The 16,798-nt window shown below is 47.0% G+C and carries 18 protein-coding genes; 6 read left to right on the forward strand and 12 right to left on the reverse strand.

All coding sequences use genetic code 11. From position 1 onward, the window contains the following. Positions 1-19 precede the first annotated feature (19 nt). On the reverse strand, positions 20-2,110 hold the full coding sequence (glgX, locus tag Q7V32_RS10840; RefSeq protein WP_304896994.1) for a glycogen debranching protein GlgX: 2,091 nt from the start codon (positions 2,108-2,110) through the stop codon (positions 20-22). Positions 2,111-2,363: 253 nt separating this feature from the next. Here glgX and Q7V32_RS10845 point away from each other — a divergent pair, with 253 nt between their 5' ends. After that, positions 2,364-3,701, forward strand: a complete 1,338-nt coding sequence (locus Q7V32_RS10845; protein ID WP_304896995.1) for a TolC family outer membrane protein — start codon at positions 2,364-2,366, stop codon at positions 3,699-3,701. A gap of 232 nt (positions 3,702-3,933) precedes the next feature. On the opposite strand, the gene Q7V32_RS10850 is transcribed toward Q7V32_RS10845, so the two are convergent. Both Q7V32_RS10850 and Q7V32_RS10855 read right to left on the reverse strand, forming a co-directional pair. Continuing rightward, positions 3,934-4,674, reverse strand: coding sequence for a class I SAM-dependent methyltransferase (locus Q7V32_RS10850; protein WP_304896996.1), 741 nt, complete (start codon positions 4,672-4,674; stop codon positions 3,934-3,936). Then, entirely contained in the window at positions 4,674-4,973 is a 300-nt protein-coding gene (locus Q7V32_RS10855; protein ID WP_304896997.1) for a DUF1244 domain-containing protein, read from the reverse strand. The genes Q7V32_RS10850 and Q7V32_RS10855 overlap by 1 nt, the downstream gene beginning before the upstream one ends. 109 nt (positions 4,974-5,082) lie before the next feature. On the opposite strand from Q7V32_RS10855, the gene Q7V32_RS10860 reads away from it, so the two are divergent. Genes Q7V32_RS10860 through Q7V32_RS10880 form a run of 5 tightly spaced genes read left to right on the forward strand, consistent with a single transcriptional unit; the run spans position 5,083 to position 7,623 of the window. Beyond that, the gene (locus tag Q7V32_RS10860) at positions 5,083-5,424 is read left to right on the forward strand and encodes a hypothetical protein (protein ID WP_304896998.1); all 342 of its coding nucleotides are present in this window, start codon (positions 5,083-5,085) and stop codon (positions 5,422-5,424) included. Between the two features lie 18 nt (positions 5,425-5,442). After that, the gene (locus Q7V32_RS10865; RefSeq protein WP_304896999.1) at positions 5,443-5,979 is read left to right on the forward strand and encodes a septation protein A; all 537 of its coding nucleotides are present in this window, start codon (positions 5,443-5,445) and stop codon (positions 5,977-5,979) included. A 3-nt stretch (positions 5,980-5,982) separates the two neighbouring features. Beyond that, entirely contained in the window at positions 5,983-6,285 is a 303-nt protein-coding gene (locus Q7V32_RS10870) for a YciI family protein (RefSeq protein WP_304897000.1), read from the forward strand. Beyond that, positions 6,282-6,566: a BolA family transcriptional regulator gene (locus Q7V32_RS10875; protein WP_304897001.1), complete on the forward strand. Its 285-nt coding sequence runs from the start codon at positions 6,282-6,284 to the stop codon at positions 6,564-6,566. The genes Q7V32_RS10870 and Q7V32_RS10875 overlap by 4 nt, the downstream gene beginning before the upstream one ends. Next, on the forward strand, positions 6,559-7,623 hold the full coding sequence (locus Q7V32_RS10880) for a peptidylprolyl isomerase (RefSeq protein ID WP_304897002.1): 1,065 nt from the start codon (positions 6,559-6,561) through the stop codon (positions 7,621-7,623). The genes Q7V32_RS10875 and Q7V32_RS10880 overlap by 8 nt, the downstream gene beginning before the upstream one ends. Before the next feature lie 166 nt (positions 7,624-7,789). On the opposite strand, the gene recJ is transcribed toward Q7V32_RS10880, so the two are convergent. From recJ to Q7V32_RS10925, 9 genes are all read right to left on the reverse strand, one after another. Next, positions 7,790-9,535 (reverse strand): single-stranded-DNA-specific exonuclease RecJ, encoded by a 1,746-nt coding sequence (gene recJ, locus Q7V32_RS10885; protein ID WP_304897003.1) that lies wholly within the window; start codon positions 9,533-9,535, stop codon positions 7,790-7,792. Between the two features lie 55 nt (positions 9,536-9,590). Then, the gene (gene thrC, locus Q7V32_RS10890) at positions 9,591-10,685 is read right to left on the reverse strand and encodes a threonine synthase (RefSeq protein ID WP_304897004.1); all 1,095 of its coding nucleotides are present in this window, start codon (positions 10,683-10,685) and stop codon (positions 9,591-9,593) included. Positions 10,686-10,692: 7 nt separating this feature from the next. Continuing rightward, positions 10,693-12,003: a homoserine dehydrogenase gene (locus Q7V32_RS10895; RefSeq protein WP_304897005.1), complete on the reverse strand. Its 1,311-nt coding sequence runs from the start codon at positions 12,001-12,003 to the stop codon at positions 10,693-10,695. Between the two features lie 45 nt (positions 12,004-12,048). Further along, the gene (gene alaC, locus Q7V32_RS10900; RefSeq protein WP_304897006.1) at positions 12,049-13,233 is read right to left on the reverse strand and encodes an alanine transaminase; all 1,185 of its coding nucleotides are present in this window, start codon (positions 13,231-13,233) and stop codon (positions 12,049-12,051) included. Between the two features lie 193 nt (positions 13,234-13,426). Next, complete coding sequence (locus Q7V32_RS10905) at positions 13,427-13,939, reverse strand: hypothetical protein (RefSeq protein ID WP_304897007.1); 513 nt, start codon at positions 13,937-13,939, stop codon at positions 13,427-13,429. Between the two features lie 100 nt (positions 13,940-14,039). Further along, positions 14,040-14,216 carry a hypothetical protein gene (locus Q7V32_RS10910; protein WP_304897008.1) on the reverse strand — a complete coding sequence of 59 codons (177 nt, stop codon included), beginning with the start codon at positions 14,214-14,216 and terminating at the stop codon, positions 14,040-14,042. Positions 14,217-14,327: 111 nt separating this feature from the next. Beyond that, positions 14,328-15,455 (reverse strand): lytic transglycosylase domain-containing protein, encoded by a 1,128-nt coding sequence (locus Q7V32_RS10915; RefSeq protein ID WP_304897009.1) that lies wholly within the window; start codon positions 15,453-15,455, stop codon positions 14,328-14,330. 187 nt (positions 15,456-15,642) lie between these two features. After that, positions 15,643-16,413, reverse strand: coding sequence for a ParA family protein (locus Q7V32_RS10920; protein WP_304897010.1), 771 nt, complete (start codon positions 16,411-16,413; stop codon positions 15,643-15,645). 6 nt (positions 16,414-16,419) lie between these two features. After that, on the reverse strand, positions 16,420-16,788 hold the full coding sequence (locus Q7V32_RS10925; RefSeq protein ID WP_304897011.1) for a response regulator: 369 nt from the start codon (positions 16,786-16,788) through the stop codon (positions 16,420-16,422). Between the last annotated feature and the right edge of the window lie 10 nt (positions 16,789-16,798).

Here is a 16,798-nt window from a genome sequence, read left to right on the forward strand (position 1 = left end):
CAGGCCATTCTTGCCTGAATTAAAACAACCTGTTCTCGAAGACCACCACGGTTTTGGGTGGAACCACATAATGAGAGCCTGGCAAAACGTGCTGCTGATCCGGTGAAACAATATCTTCAGGGGAAGCTAATGACGTATCAACAGACAAACACCAACCTCTTGATTCAATCACCGGTAATTCGATTCTCAAATCGGTATCGGCCATATTGAATGCGACATGAAGATCGGTTTCATCGGCGTCCATCCCTGCCAAAGTGAAAACCAGATGCCTGACTTCATGGTTTTCCCATTCTGGTGCCGTCCAAAGTGAAGCCCCATGCCAAGCTATATCCGGTATATTGCGTTCCGGCAAGACTTGACCTGTCAAAAAGTTCCGGCGCATCAACGATGAATGCCTTTTGCGTAAGGCAATCATCATTTTGACAAAGCGTAAAATATCGGCATTCCTTTCAGCCATTGTCCAATCCAGCCAGGTTATCGCATTATCCTGACAATAGCCGTTGTTATTGCCCCGCTGGGAATTTAAAAACTCATCCCCGGCTAACAACATCGGAACACCCTGACTCAATAATAAAACGGTAAAAACGTTTTTAACCTGCCGTCTTCTTATTGCCAATATAACCGGATCAGCCGTCTCACCTTCGCACCCGTGGTTATAACTCAAACTATTATTACAACCGTCACGGTTGCTTTCACCGTTGGCTTCATTATGTTTTTCGTTATAACTGACCAGATCGTTCAGCGTAAAGCCATCATGACAGGTGACAAAATTTATACTGCTGATGGGCAATCGGCCCTGAAACTCATATAAATCTCCGCTGCCGCAGATACGCGTCGCCAACTCCTTAATCTGACCTAAATCACCCCGGATAAAACGACGCACGACATCGCGGTAACGTCCATTCCATTCAGCCCATCGATAGCCCGGAAAGCTGCCAACCTGATAAAGCCCGGCAGCATCCCATGCTTCAGCGATTAGTTTGGTTCTGGCTAGCTGTTCAGACAGCTCGATACCCCAGAGTACCGGCGGATCATGCAAAACCGCTCCGGACTCACCTCGCGCCAGCGCACTGGCCAAATCGAAACGAAATCCGTCGACATGCATTTCTCTCACCCAGTATTCAAGACAACTAATGATGAACCGGGAAACCAAGGGATGGTTTGCATTAATCGTGTTGCCGCAACCCGTATAGTCAAGAAAGATACTCTTGTCATAAGAATCCAAGTGATAGTAAACATCACCGGCTATGCCTTTGAAATTTATCACGGGCCCGTTGGTTCCGGCCTCGGAAGTATGATTAAACACCACATCCAGAATAACGCCGATACCGGCTTGATGCAGAGCTTTGACCAGATCTTTAAACTCGATCAAATGGGTGCCTTGCTCCGGCGTCACACAAAAGCCCGGATGCGGACTAAAAAAACTATGCGTGCTGTAACCCCAATAATTTCTCAGTCCCAATGCCGCTGTACCGGAAGGCACATCTTGCTCATCGAAAGCCATCACAGGCAACAGTTCTACGTGAGTAATGCCAAGCTCTTTAAGATAAGGTATCTTTTCTATCAAGCCGGCAAAAGTGCCCGGTTTATCAACTTGAGCCGAAGGATGACGAGTAAATCCGCCAACATGCAGTTCATAAACGATCGCTTTTTGGCTTCTGATGTTATAAGGCTTGTCACCTTCCCAGTCGTATTCGTCATCAACGACAACACAACGCATCGATCTGTTGAGGTTATCACCCGGCTGACAGGCTGCGCCTCTGTCCCAGTTTTTTTGACTGATCGCTCTCGCCCAGGGATCCAATATCTGCTTTTGCTTATCAAAACGAAGTCCCCGTCCGGAAGGATCATGAGGCCCATCTATTCGCCAGGTATACCAAGTACCTACAGGCAATTCCTTGACAAAGACATGCCAGGAAAAAAATGTCCGGTTTTCTTGTTCCAAGGTAATGACTTGCGCAGGATATTCACTTTCAGAGCTTTCAAACAATAACAATTCTACCGATGTAGCATACCGGCTGAATATTGAAAAGTTCACTCCACCGCTATTCGGCTTGGCTCCAAGTGGATAAGGATTTCCAGGATTTAAACTGTACTGTTTTTTATGCATTTGTTTTTACCCTACCTGTTTGCAAGCGACTAAAATAGCATAATTTGCTATAAGGGGTTGCACTTACGTGGGTTAGAATACTCAAAATGGTTTCAATCTACAATATTGAAAATGTGCTTAACAGAGGTTAGGTAAATGCTCAGGACAATAGGACTGACAATTTTACAAAAAGCACTACACACTTCTAAAAAGATCCATACAACCTTCTAAAAAGGTTATTATTTTGAATATTATTTCATCCAGCCTAAGGTTTATGACTAAACACGCCACTTTTAGTACGTTATGTACAGCATTCATGCTATTCATGATGAACCAGACTAACGCTTCAGCAGAAAACTTATCCGACATCTACGCATTAGCACTCGAAAACGACCCCGTTCTAAAACAAAGCGCTGCTCAACAAGCCGCCAGCCTGGAATCGCGCGCGCAAGGTTTTGCCCGGTTTTTTCCGACGATATCAGTGACAGGCAGTAGTAGCCGGGACAGGTTAAATAGCAAAAAGGACACTTTTCAGGGCGCAGGCGTCCAAAACTATTGGAATAACACCGTTAACGCAAATTTAAAGCAACCGGTTTTTCATTGGGACCACTGGATTCAACTCAGCCAATCGGATAATCAGATTGCTCAGGCGGAGGCTAATTTTAAGGCGGAAGAACAGAATCTGATTGTTAAAATCAGCGAGGCTTATTTTAATGTTCTGGGTGCCCAGGATAATCTTGAATTTACCACCTCCGAAAAAAATGCCATTGCCCGACAACTTGATCAGGCCAATCAACGTTTTGAAGTGGGCATCATCGCCATCACAGACGTTCATGAGGCACAGGCCGCCCATGATCTGGCGCTCGCAAACGAAATTGAGGCGGAGAACAATCTGGACAATAAAAAAGAGGCCTTAAAAGAAATCATCGGTGAATACGAGCCCCAACTTGACCGCTTGCGCGAAGAACTGAATTTATCCAGCCCGGAACCCAAAGATATTGAGACCTGGAACCAGACTGCCAAGGAAAATAATCTCCAGATAATTGCGGCACTTAATCAAGCGGAATATGCCAGAAAAACCATTGATGTCCAAAACAGCGGGCATATGCCCCAACTGGATATTATCGGATCCTATGGTGTTTCCGATAATAGCTCAAACTTCGGCCTGCGCGGTGACACTCAAAGCATAGGTCTGCAGATCAATGTTCCTTTGTTTGAAGGCGGCATGGTGATGTCTCGAGCTCGTCAAGCCAGGCAAGAATACGAACAAGCTAAAGAAAAACTGATTGAAGCTCAGCGGGCAGTGACGCGTCAGGTAAAAGATGCCTACCGGGGCGTAATCAGCAATATCAGCAGAGTTGACGCCCTGAAAGCTTCGGTCATATCAGCAGAGAGTGCACTGGAAGCAACCGAGGCCGGTTTTGAAGTAGGTACCCGGACCATGGTCGATGTACTTGCTGAACAAAGATCACTTTACCGAGCCAAACGCGATTATGCCCGTAGCCGATACGATTATTTTATAAACTCAATCAAGCTGAAGAGCGCCTCAAGCAATCTGACGCAAGCCGATTTAGAAGCGATCGACATGGTTTTAGTCAAACCCTCGAATTAATTCTTATTGCAAAAGCGTAAAGAGAGGCCGGACTTTGCCCATGATTCGGCATCCGTAACTACTCGCCCGCTTGAAATAGAAGGTGTAGGTGATTGATTGAAAAGGCTTCTGCAACAGGGATGTTGCAGAGAGCTACAAGGTTGTATTCATGCGTCCTTTGAAATCAAGCACCTACACCCAATAAAAAAGGAAGGGGGAGCAGATACCGGCATCCGGCCTTCTTATTTTGGATTTAATCCGGTTTACAAGCCGTTACCACAGCGTTGACCGCCATACGATGCTTAAGCTCAATAGAAATAAACCCGGCTACGGCTAATTGCTCCAAAGCCGCCGTTTCGCGCATGACATGGTTTTGTGATTCATCATTAAACAGATGGACTATCCATTGCTCCAGTACATCCAATTTGTTCTCGCAAATTAAAACCTTAAAATAACCGCCGATTTCTTCTTGAACAGAGCGGGTATGCGCCTTGATATCATCCAGAGCGTATCTGTCGCCATTGATAAACTGGCCGGCAGGCTTCAAAACGCGGAAAATTTCCCGGATGACTTCATCCCTGTAGGCTTGATCAAAATTATGAATCGTATAAGCCGAGGCGACAATATCAATACTGTTTTCCTCGATATTGCGCAGTGCCGACAAAGCATCATTTCCACAAAAATCAAGTTTCCGGGCGGCCACCCATTCTTTTAAATTTTCTTTGGCTTGGTTCTGCATGATGGGTTCGTTATCAATACTGATGACCGCCAAATCGGCTCTGGACGTCAAAATTGACAAGGTGGTAATGCCGGTGCCTCCGCCCAATTCAACCACTTTGAGCGTGCCATCTTGTATTGATGAAGGGTAATGACCCACATAGTACCCCACCCATCGACTCATTTCAGTCGCTAACGGACAAATGAGTTTTAACGTTTCATAATCCTTGCCGATAGCACCCGAAAACAGGGCATCATAAGGCAGTCTCTCATTCATCAATGTTTTTCCTTTTGTCTGTTTTCATAGGCGGCCATCTGTTCAAGTGTCGCCGGCAACTGATACTTGTCTTTCCATTCGCCATACGGCATACCGTAAACCTTGTCTCTGGCTTGCTCGTATTCGATATCAATGCCTCGTTCCTTGGCAGCTTCTGCATACCACTTGGCAAGACAGTTACGGCAAAAATCGGCAAGAATCATCAATTCGATATTCTGAACTTCAGGATGATTCTGAAGATGGGTCAGTAAGCCCCTAAAAGCGGCGGCTTCCAACTCGGTTTCTATCTGCTTGTCCATAATTGACTCCAAAAAAATATGATTCTATCAGAACGGGTTTTCAGACATGTACAATACGCCTTAAAGATTTTACAATGTACTCCTATTTTCTGGTAAAACATCACCCCAAATGGAAATACATGGTTCATCCGTCAATTATGCTGCAATTCGGTCATCTGACCGGACCGTCAAGCAGACTGATGCCATACAAAACCAACCCAAAAGAGAAAAACAGACCCATTCGGCAGCTCATGAAAATCAGGCGGCCACCGAATCTCAAACGCCGGAACAAGTTGAAACATTACTGGAAGATTCCGGACTTAACTCGTTAGCCAATCCTAATCACGACTTATTCAATACACCGACTGATAACAGAACATTGAACGCCATCAAAGCTTATCACCAACAAGCCACTGCGCCATTAATTGAACAAAGGGCCAAGTTAGTGACCGGTATTGATCTTTATGCCTAACCTCTAATCATTGACTGCATGAAACAGCTTTTAGAATTCTTCCCCATCATCCTGTTTTTTATCGCATACAAGCTTTATGACATTTATATCGCGACTGCAACTGTCATAGTCGCCACAATCATTCAGGTTGCCATTACCTGGCTCAAATACCGTAAAGTAGAGAAAATGCAGTGGATTACGTTAATCCTGTTGGTCGTTATGGGCGGAGCAACCATCTACTTGCAAAATGAACAGTTTATCAAATGGAAACTATCCATCATTGAATGGTTATTTGGCCTGGCCTTTTTAGGCAGTCAATTCTTCGGTGAAAAACCGTTCATAGAGCGCATCATGTCAGCCAACCTTGACCTGCCCAAAGTCATCTGGAAACGGCTGAATCTGATGTGGGCGCTGTTTTTTATCAGCGTGGGTTTTATCAATCTCTATGTCATGTTCCGATTCAACACCGATGACTGGGTTAATTTTAAAACGTTTGGCGTTCCGGCACTGATGGTTATATTTATCGGCCTGCAAATGGTTTATCTTTACCGCTATGTCCCTGATAACAAGGAGTAATTTGTGCTATATAGCATTATCTGCGTCGACGTTGAAAACAGTCTGGACAAACGCTTAAGTGTGAGATCCGATCATTTAAAAAGATTGGAAACACTACAAAATGAGGGCAGACTCGTCCTGGCCGGACCGCATCCTGCCATTGATGCTGAAAACCCCGGAGAAGCAGGATTTACAGGAAGCCTGATTGTCGCCGAATTCGACAGCCAATCCGAAGCCGAGGCCTGGGCTGCTGAAGATCCCTATATACATGCCGGCGTCTATGCCAACGTTTCAATCAAACCATTTAAAAAGGTATTTCCCCAATGATCACTGAGCTGATTAAAAAAGTATTAACGGCTGAACTCCAACCCGAGCAATTAGAGATTATCGATAACAGCGCTGCCCATGCCGGCCATGCCGGCGCGGCATCCGGTGGCGGACATTATCACGTCACTATTGTTGCGGATGCTTTCGAAGGCAAATCGATGGTCCAACGCCATCAATTAATTTATAAAGCCCTGGGCGACATGATGAAACAACAGATTCATGCCTTGGGTATAAACGCAATTTCCCCATCTGAATATACAAAGGAAGCTATAAATGAATAAAAGAATCATTCCATTACTGCTCGCTGGTTCAGGCCTGTTAGCTGCATGTGATGCACAGCAGCAAGCATCCGCTCCGGCTGTTCCTGTCGTCAATAAAGCCGATGCTGTTGCCGAAGTTAACGGTCAATACATCAGCAAATCTGCATTGGCCAATCTGGAAAGTGAAATTGCAGAACGCAGCCAAGGACAAACTTTTCCCAAAGACAAACTGGTAGAAGAACTTGTTCAGCGCGAATTATTGGTGCAGGAAGCCCTGAAAAAACAATTGGATAAGTCGCCTGAAATTGTCGAAAAACTGGAGCAGGCAAAAAGATCGTTACTGGCTCAAGCGGCATTGCAAGACTACTTAAAAACCAAGCCGATTACTGACGAAGAAATGAAGGCCGAATACGACAAGAATGTCGGTGGCGCGAACAGCATGGAATACAAAGCCAGCCACATTCTGGTTAAAACCAAAGAAGAAGCTGAAAAACTGATTCAACAGTTGGACAAAGGTGCCAATTTTAAAGAATTGGCCAAAAAGAACTCCACTGACCCGGCAGGCGCCGAAGGTGGAGATCTAGGCTGGTTCGTACCGACTCAAATGGTACCGCCTTTTTCTGATGCCGTGGTCGCACTGGAAAATGGAAAATATACCAAAACACCTATCGAAACCCAGTTTGGCTGGCATGTGATCTTGCGTGAAGATGCTCGCGCCCAAGCTGTTCCGCCATTAGAAGCCGTCAAAGAACAATTGGTACCGTTCTTACAACGTCAACGCATTCAAACCATGCTGGAAACATTGCGCAGCCAGGCTAAAGTAGAAATATTACTTCCAAAAGAAGCACCACAAGCTGAGCCAGCACCTGCATTAGAGCCGCCTGCAGCAGATGCGAGCCCAGAACAAGCCGCGCCCCCAGCCGACACAAGCGCTCCTGCAGAAGCTCAACCGGCAGAGACTAAACCCGCTGAACCCGCAGCCGATGCTGCAAAACCGGCTGAAGCAGAGCCCGCAATGCCTGCTGAAGCAGATGCTGCAGCGCCACAACCCGCTGATGCTGGCGAAGCAAAACAGTAATAGGTCCAAGATCCAAAGCGGAAAAGAAATTCAACTGAATTTCTTAAAGGAGCGCAGAATCATCTGCGCTCCTTGCTTTAAATAAATCTCACCGGGCTATTAGCTTAAAGACACACATCAATCGGCACTGACCGCTCTTCTATTTGAGCGTTTCCAGGGACTCGCCTCAAAGCATTTTCTCCACATATTGAATGATCATCTGCACCGTCCGGTTACCCCGGTATTCATTGATATCCAGCCGGTAAGCAGCATTGACTTTTCTTACTCCCAGCCACTGTTCTGGCTGTTCTATAAAAAAGACAATCGCATCGATCAACTGTTGACCTGCAGTTTGCCGCAGAACGAGCTTCAAGTGATGCTGACCGACAATACGCGCTTGAATCACGTCAAATAAACCATGGAAAACCGGTTCAGGAAACTCCTGCCCCCAGGTTGCCGCATTCAGCACCAGCTCGGCAAATTCAAGCGTCAACTCGGTGTCAGCCAACTCTCCATCCGAGTAAATTTTTTGTTCGAGATCCATGGACGATAAACGCCTGGCCACCATTTCGTCAAAGGCCAGTGAAAACGGAGGAAAATCATGCATTTTAAGCGTCAACCCGGCCGCCATGGCATGCCCGCCAAATTTGCTCAGCAAGTGTGGATGAGCCGCCGCCACATCACTTAACACATCCCGAATATGCACGCCGGGTATCGAACGCGCCGAACCTTTAATTTCGCCCTGCCCTGACGGAGCAAAGGCAACCACAGGCCGGTGCAGCTTGTCTTTGATCCTGGACGCTAAAATTCCTATAACACCCTGGTGCCAGTTGCCATCGTATAAACAAACGCCGGAAGGCAGATGCCGCTCGTCCAGCGCTTTCATCTCGCTTAACAGTGCCATCGCCTCAACTTTCATCTGGCCTTCAATTTCCCGTCTGTCGCTGTTCAGATCATCAAGCTGCAATGCAATATCTTTTGCCAGCGCATCATCGTTCGTCAACAAACATTGAATGCCCAGCGACATATCGTCCATGCGGCCGGCTGCGTTAAGCCTGGGACCTAAAGCAAAGCCCAAATCCGAGGCGGACAGCGAGTTTAAATTACGTCCGGATACTTCAATTAAGGCTTTAATGCCAGGACTGCATTGGCCGGAGCGAATTCTCAGCAAGCCCTGATGCACCAGAATACGATTGACCTGATCCAGCGGCACGACATCAGCAATGGTTCCTAAAGCGACATAATCCAATAACTGAGCCAGATTGGGCTCTTTGATGCCTTGCTTTTCAAACCAGTTAAGCGTGCGTAGACGGCTTCTTAAGGCCATCAACACATAAAACATGACGCCCACACCCGCCAACGCCTTACTTGGAAAAAGCTGACCGGGCAAATTGGGATTGACTATCGCATCGGCTGCGGGCAACTGATCGCCGGGTAAATGATGATCCGTAACCAGCACTTTTATACCCAGCGCTTTAGCGGCTTCAACCCCGTCAATGCTGGAAATGCCGTTATCAACGGTGATGATCACATCGGGCGACTGCTGATTAACCAAGGCGACAATTTCAGGCGTTAAGCCGTAGCCGTATTCAAACCGGTTGGGGACAACGAAAGAAACAGGACCCGCGCCCAGCAATTGCAGACCTTTGATTGCAACCGCGCAACTGGTGGCCCCATCGGCATCAAAATCTCCAACTATCGTAATTTTTTGCTGCTGCGTCAGAGCCATCACCAAATGATCAACCATTTGGGTCATGCCGTTTAATGCTGTGGGGGAAGGCAGATGCGCCAAAGTGCGGTCCAGTTCTTCAACCGATTTAACACCGCGACTTTTGAAAATGCGCTGTAAAACAGGATGAAAATCGTCTAATTGCAGGCGCTTGTTGAGGACAGGCCTGGGTAATATGTTCTTTTTTACGCCTTGATAATACATGCTGCTCAATAAAAAAGCCGGCAAAAGCCGGCTTTGATCATAGGTTTAAAGCGTCTCAAAGATTATCCAGAATGGCTTTTTTAACCGAATACAAATCAGCGTCGATAGTGACCGGATGAGCATCCTTACATTGGTTGATAGCCACATCAGGGTCCTTGATACCGTTACCCGTCAAGGTACATACAATCGTACTGCCTTCAGGAATTGCGCCGGTACTGATATCGTGCAAAGCCCCCGCTATTGAAGCAGCGGAAGCCGGTTCACAAAAAATACCTTCATTCTGACTGAGCAGTTTTTGAGCGACCAGAATTTGTTCGTCGGTAAAAGACTCAAACCAGCCTTCGGATTCTCTTTGCGCGGCCCAAGCCATATCCCAGGATTGCGGGCGTCCGATGCGGATAGCCGTGGCGATTGTTTCGGGATTATCGACCATTTCACGCGCCACAAAAGGCGCAGCACCAGCCGCCTGATAGCCGCACATCACCGGTCGCTTTTTAGTGACCGCTTTCAGCCCGCCGATATCGGATGAATATTCTTTATAACCTTTCCAATAGGCCGTAATATTACCGGCATTACCCACCGGCAAGCAGTGATAGTCGGGAGCATCACCCAACTCATCGATAATCTCGAAAGCCGCTGTTTTTTGTCCTTCGATTCTGAACGGATTGATCGAATTAACAATGGCCACAGGCGCATGCTCCGCCACTTCTTTGACCAGTTGCATGCCTTTGTCAAAATTACCGTTGATTTGAATGATCTGGGCACCGTACATCAACGTTTGAGCCAGTTTACCCAACGCAATCTTGCCATCGGGAATCAATACGAAAGCCTTGATCCCGGCACGCACAGCATAAGCGGCAGCGGAAGCTGAGGTATTGCCGGTAGACGCGCAAATGATAGCCTGACTGCCCTGATCGACCGCTTTGGTAACCGCCATCGTCATGCCGCGGTCTTTAAAAGAACCGGTAGGATTAAGCCCCTCAAACTTGACATAAATCGTAACGTCTTTTCCGATCAAGCGGGGAATATTTTCCAGGCGAATCAACGGCGTCCTGCCTTCGCACAGACTGATCACGCGCGTATCCTGGGCGACGGGCAACCTATCTCTGTAATGTTCAATTAAACCGGTATAGCGTTTATGTTGTGACATTGTTTTCTTATCCCAAAGTTTCTAAACGGATGCGGTTAACTTTTCCGCTTACCGTGACTAATTTTTCGATTTCAGTAATAGCCGCATTCAGTTCGTGCTCTAGCGTGTTTTGAGTCAGCATGATAATCGGTACAGAACTTTTTCCGGCAGGCGGCTCTTTTTGAATAATCGCTTCAATACTGATTTGGTGCGAAGCCAGAATCCGCGTGACATCGGCCAACACACCCGGTTTGTCTTCTGCATGCAGACGCAGATAATAAGCCGTATGGAACTGATCAGGCGCAAGAATGGGGATATCGGCCAGGGAGTCAGCCTGAAAGGCCAAATGCGGCACACGATTTTCAGGATCGCCGGTCATCGCTCTAACCACATCGATCACATCGGCCACAACCGAAGAAGCCGTCGGTTCAGCCCCGGCTCCGGCGCCATAATAAAGCGTAGGTCCTACCGCATCGCCTTTGACTAAAACGGCGTTCATGACACCATCCACATTGGCGATAAGCCGGCGATGAGGAATCAGCGTAGGGTGTACGCGCAATTCGATACCTTCGGCTGTTTTTCTGGCAATGCCTAAATGCTTGATGCGATAACCTAATGCTTCGGCGTATTCGACATCGGCGCGGGTAATTTGGGTAATGCCTTCGGTATAGACCTTGTCAAACTGCAAGGGAATACCGAAAGCGATGGAAGCCAGAATGGTCAGCTTATGCCCCGCGTCTATGCCTTCCACATCAAAAGTCGGATCCGCCTCGGCGTAACCCAAAGCCTGCGCTTCCGCCAGCACATCGGCAAAATCGCGGCCTTTATCCCGCATCTCGGTCAGAATAAAGTTACCGGTGCCGTTGATGATGCCGGCCACCCACTGAATTTGATTACCGCTTAAACCTTCGCGAATCGCTTTTATTATCGGAATGCCGCCCGCCACTGCCGCTTCAAACGCAATCATTACGCCTTTAGCACTGGCATGAGCAAAAACTTCATTACCGTGTAACGCAATCAATGCCTTATTTGCCGTTACGACATGCTTACCCTGCTCTATGGCTTTTAGCACCAGCGTTTTGGCCAGGGTAGTGCCCCCGATCAATTCCAGCACAATATCAATCTCAGGATCATTGATGATGTCAAATGGATCGGTGGTCAGGCTAATCCCTTGCGTATCGCAGATGCGATCCCGGTTCAGATCACGAGCCGATGCCCGGGTGATGATAATCTCCCGCCCTGCTCTGCGGGCAATCTCCGCTGCGTTTCGTTTCAATACATTGACCGTACCGCCACCGACGGTACCCAATCCTAAAACACCTACTTTAACCGGTTTCAATGTGTACTCCTGAATGATGAGAGCCGTTCCTGTTAAAACAAAAAATTATATGAGGTTGTCCTTTTTGAACATATTTCTAATCCCGCGAATGGCCTGGCGCGTTCTGTGCTCATTTTCAATCAAACCAAAACGGACATGGTCGTCTCCGTATTGACCAAATCCTATACCTGGAGACACGGCCACTTTGGCATCAACCAGCAATTTTTTAGAAAATTCCAACGATCCCATTGCCTTATACGGTTCAGGAATGGGTGCCCAGACAAACATGGTCGCTTTGGGTTTCGGAACCGGCCATCCCGCCGAGGTCAAGCCTTCACACAAGACATCACGGCGTTTTCTGTACATCTCGGCAATTTCAATCAGGCAATCCTGAGGGCCTTCCAAAGCGGTAATCGCAGCAATCTGAATCGGCGTGAACGTGCCGTAATCCAGATAAGATTTGATTCTGGCCAATGCGCCGACCAGTTCTTTGTTGCCGCACATAAAGCCGACACGCCAGCCGGGCATATTATAACTTTTCGATAAGGAGAAAAATTCTACGGCCACATCGGTAGCGCCTTTCACCTGGAGAATTGAAGGCGCTTTATATCCATCAAACACGATATCGGCATAAGCAATATCCTGAACCACCCAGATCTTGTGCTCTCTGGCAACGGCAATAATTTTTTCAAAGAAATCCAGTTCCACACATTGCGTGGTTGGATTGCCCGGAAAATTAAGAATTAACATTTTAGGCTTGGGCCACGAATCAATAATGGCTTTATGCAGCTCGTCGAAAAAATCAACACCCGGCACCAGAGGTACATGGCGTACATCGGCACCGGCAATGACAACGCCGTAAGGATGTATCGGATAAGCCGGATTAGGTACCAGAACTACATCACCAGGGCCCAGCGTGGCCAAGGCCAAATGCGCCAGACCTTCTTTGGAGCCTATCGTCACAATCGCTTCGGTATCGGGATCCAAATCAACGTCGAACCGGGTTTTATACCAATGACATATTGCTTTGCGTAAGCGAGGTATGCCTTTAGAAACCGAATAACGGTGGGTATCAGGTCGTTTCGTAGCTTCCACCATTTTGTTGACGATATGATCCGGCGTCGGTTGATCCGGGTTACCCATACCGAAATCGATAATATCTTCCCCGGCCGCTCGCGCTTTCGCCTTTAATTCATTAACAATGTTAAAAACATAAGGAGGTAAACGACTTATTCTATGAAATTGTTCCATCAGCGGCTCGGTGCAAGAATCGATATTAAATGAAGAAAAAAGACCGCCTAAGGTACTGTTTATCAATGATGGTGTCAATTGATGTCTTTGACTTCAGCGGCATGATCGGTGTTATAAATCGTGCGCTGAAAATCAAGGCTTAACAATTTTTGAACACGGTTCTTGTGATGTGAGAGTGAATCCTATCAATCGCTTAAAAGCAATCCCCGTATTCCATGATCAGCAAGCGGCAATCAAAGAAAGTATTAGGGTAATAGGCACTGATCACCCAACGCAAAAAACATTCAAACAAAAAGAACAGTGTCATCGCCCGAGCACTACTGCTAGCCAGCTTGAATTGTGTATGGCCTGAACATCGCCAAACAGAAGTAATCCACCATATGGAAGGCAATAGCAACATCCCGTGCACGGTTTTCCAGCTGGCAATGGTGTAGGTCACATTCATCACCCGATAATCGATGTAATAAAAGGCCCCATTAACAAAAATAAAAAATGGCCAGAAGGCCCGCTTCAAAGGCGCCTCACCTAACCAGGTCGCCAGAAGATACTGATAGAAACTGCCTCCGGTCTGAACCGGCCACTCCGTTTTAACTTCGGGCGTGTAAAAATGAACCAGACAAAAGATCGCCACCAGCAAAATAGTGACTTCAATGGGGCTCAAGAAATTTGTATAGGTAAACAAAGTTGTTAACGTAGTGATAAACATAATTCTCCTACTGTTTAGTACCGATTACACCAACCCCAAAAATCAGCTGGAAAGCATTTGATTCAGCTCATGCCAAGCCTGAAACAGAATGCAATAGTGTTTAAAAAAGCGGTGGCTCGCTGACGATCTCAACTTTTTCGTCAACCTGTTGTTCTTGCTCGATTTTGCTTTTTTCCTGCTGGGAAAAATAAGTACCTGTCATCAGGAATGCCATGATCAGCAGGTAAATTACCGCTGCAATCCGCCTTACTTTAAGTGCCTCGTCAACTTCTTTCATAATTGTCCAATCTTAACCTAGATTTGTTGATGATAAGCGCCTCCCGGCGTCTATTGATTTGATTCAGAGTCCCACCTGGGTCCCGTTTGGACGCGCCGAACATTGGCGTCCTCAAAAACCCGGTATACCGATTTTTTGAATTTTAACAGCATTATCACCTTCCTCATAAGCCAGTAACTTACCTTCTTTTTTCCAAATTCGAAAAGCCAGCGCATAAGTCAGCACTCGGATTGGATAATCTCTAGGCAAAATCTGTAAATAAGGTTGAATGGTCGCAAAATCGGTAACACCGTATTGTTTCATGATAAACCGCAGCCCGCCGTTTTGAGGACCTATGTTATAAGCCAGCAAACCCAGAAACAAATCGCCGTGCATGTCATTTAAATAGTGTTTGAGGGTCGCTGCCGCCAAAAAGGCATTGTGTTTATGATTTTCCAGATCCAGATGAGCGCCCTTCAATTCACTTTTTGCAGCGGATTTGACAGACTCGGGAACCCGCGTGATTTGAAATAAACCATGCCCCCCATCCTGGCTGGTTCTCGGTACAAACGAAGACTCGGCTGCAGCTACACCTTTAAGCAAATCGGCATCCACATCAAAACGCCTGGCCGCCTCATTAATATCGCTATCAAATGAGCCACCCCGCTCAACCAGCTTAATCAGTTGTGCAGGCCCCATGCGGCGGTAAGCGGCATAAACCTGATGGCCAATCGTGGTCCGCCTGACTTCCTCTTTACCGCCGACCAGCGTTTTGAAATGGCCGTAAGCGTCAATAAATCCGGCCTGACCGACCGACCAGTAAACCAGTGCCAAACAACTTGTCGAAACCAGAAAAATGACAACAGGCGCCCGCAGGCTAAGCCATTTGCGTAAGCGCCACCATCCAACCAGTAATAAACCGCCTATCAACACAATCAACAACACACCAACTGCAAACGGCAGCATATGGGTCAAAAAGCCGGTTCCGGTAAACCGCTGCGCGGACCAACCCAACACAAAAATGATAAAAACCAGACCTAAACCCGATAATCCGGCACATTCAACAGACAACAACAGAAACTTTTGACCCCATGATGAAGTGCGAGGCTTTTTATTGACTTTAGACGGCTTTTTTTTAGCGGTACGCGGCCCCTGGATGGATTTGCGAGGCGGTTTCAACGGAACCGGAACCTGCTTTGTTAAGGCTTTTGGCTTGATCATGAATGCTTGAATTTTGACTGTTCTTGATTGCGATTTCACCGCAAATTGTGCTTAAGGTAGGTCAGAATCATGAGCAAATCGAAAGCAGTGACAATGGAATAACCACAATTAAAAATATGTGGATCGTGTTTGATGATTTTTTACCTCGATGGAATTACCGGGCTCTGCCTCAAGGCCGATTTTTTCGGGAAGAAATTTTTGACGGAATTCTAAGCACCGGTGAAGTTTATTGCAATGCGCTATTCAGGCTTACAGCTAATGCAGCAAAATCAAATGCACCTCTGCACCGGGGCGCGTAGTGTCGTACCGGCTTTCCAACAGCAAACGCTTCCGCCAAGCGGATGTCACTGCGTATGCCTGGCAGCACTCTGTTTGCGCCAAACTGCCTGGAAACTTCACCCGTAATAATGCGGTGCTGGCAAATATGCTGAGTAACCATCATCGGAAGAAAACCGAGTATTTTAAGATCGGTATTGGCTCCCGACATCACTTTAAATAAAACCCGCACCAATTGCCGCATCCCCTCATAAGAAAGTTGATGGGGAACATAAGGGACCAACACCCAATTTGCCGCATGAAGTGCATTGAGGAGTAAAACGTCCAAAGAAGGCGGGGTATCGAGTATTACCACATCAAATTGGTCCGCAATTTCTTTGGCTTTAAGTGCTTGAGAGAGCAGTTGAACATCACGCAAACCGCTGCCGTGTTCAAATAACTGATCGGCAGGCAGCAGAGATAAATTGGTAAAAGAAGACTTTAGGATGGCTTGGTGTATTTCAGCATCGGGAGCTACAAATAAATTATGTACCGTCTGTTGAATGTCCGTCACCGCCTTTATTCCCAGTCCTATGGCACAATGACCTTGCGAGTCCAGGTCCACCAGCAATACGCGTCGTCCAAGGGCAGCCAGTTCGGCCGCAAAATTAACTGATGCCGTTGTTTTGCCAGTGCCTCCTTTGCGATTGGAAACAGCAATAATCTGGGGTGTAGAGTTCATGTCTGATCAGGCCAAGGCTTGACGTATTGCTTGACGCAGATCATTTCTTGTAAAGGGTTTGGCTAAAGTTGACTTAACGCCAATCAACGTAGCCGATTCCAGATTGAATTCAGCACTGATGGCTCGTCGTCCCCCTGACATTGCGATGATCGGTATATCAACTGACAGGTTGGAAAGCTCCATGATCAATTCAATACCGTCTTTATGGGGCATGATAATATCCGTGATGATTAAATCCGGCCTCAATTGTTGACTCAATCGCACACCTTCGTCACCGTCGTGAGCGATGGTAACGCGATGGCTATCCTGAGTCAGCATCTGCACCAGCATGCCGCGGAATTGTTCGTCATCTTCAACGACCAGTATATGGGCCATTTTTAATTCC

The sequence above is a fragment of the Methylicorpusculum sp. genome, from assembly GCF_030651835.1.
GTDB lineage: Bacteria > Pseudomonadota > Gammaproteobacteria > Methylococcales > Methylomonadaceae > Methylicorpusculum.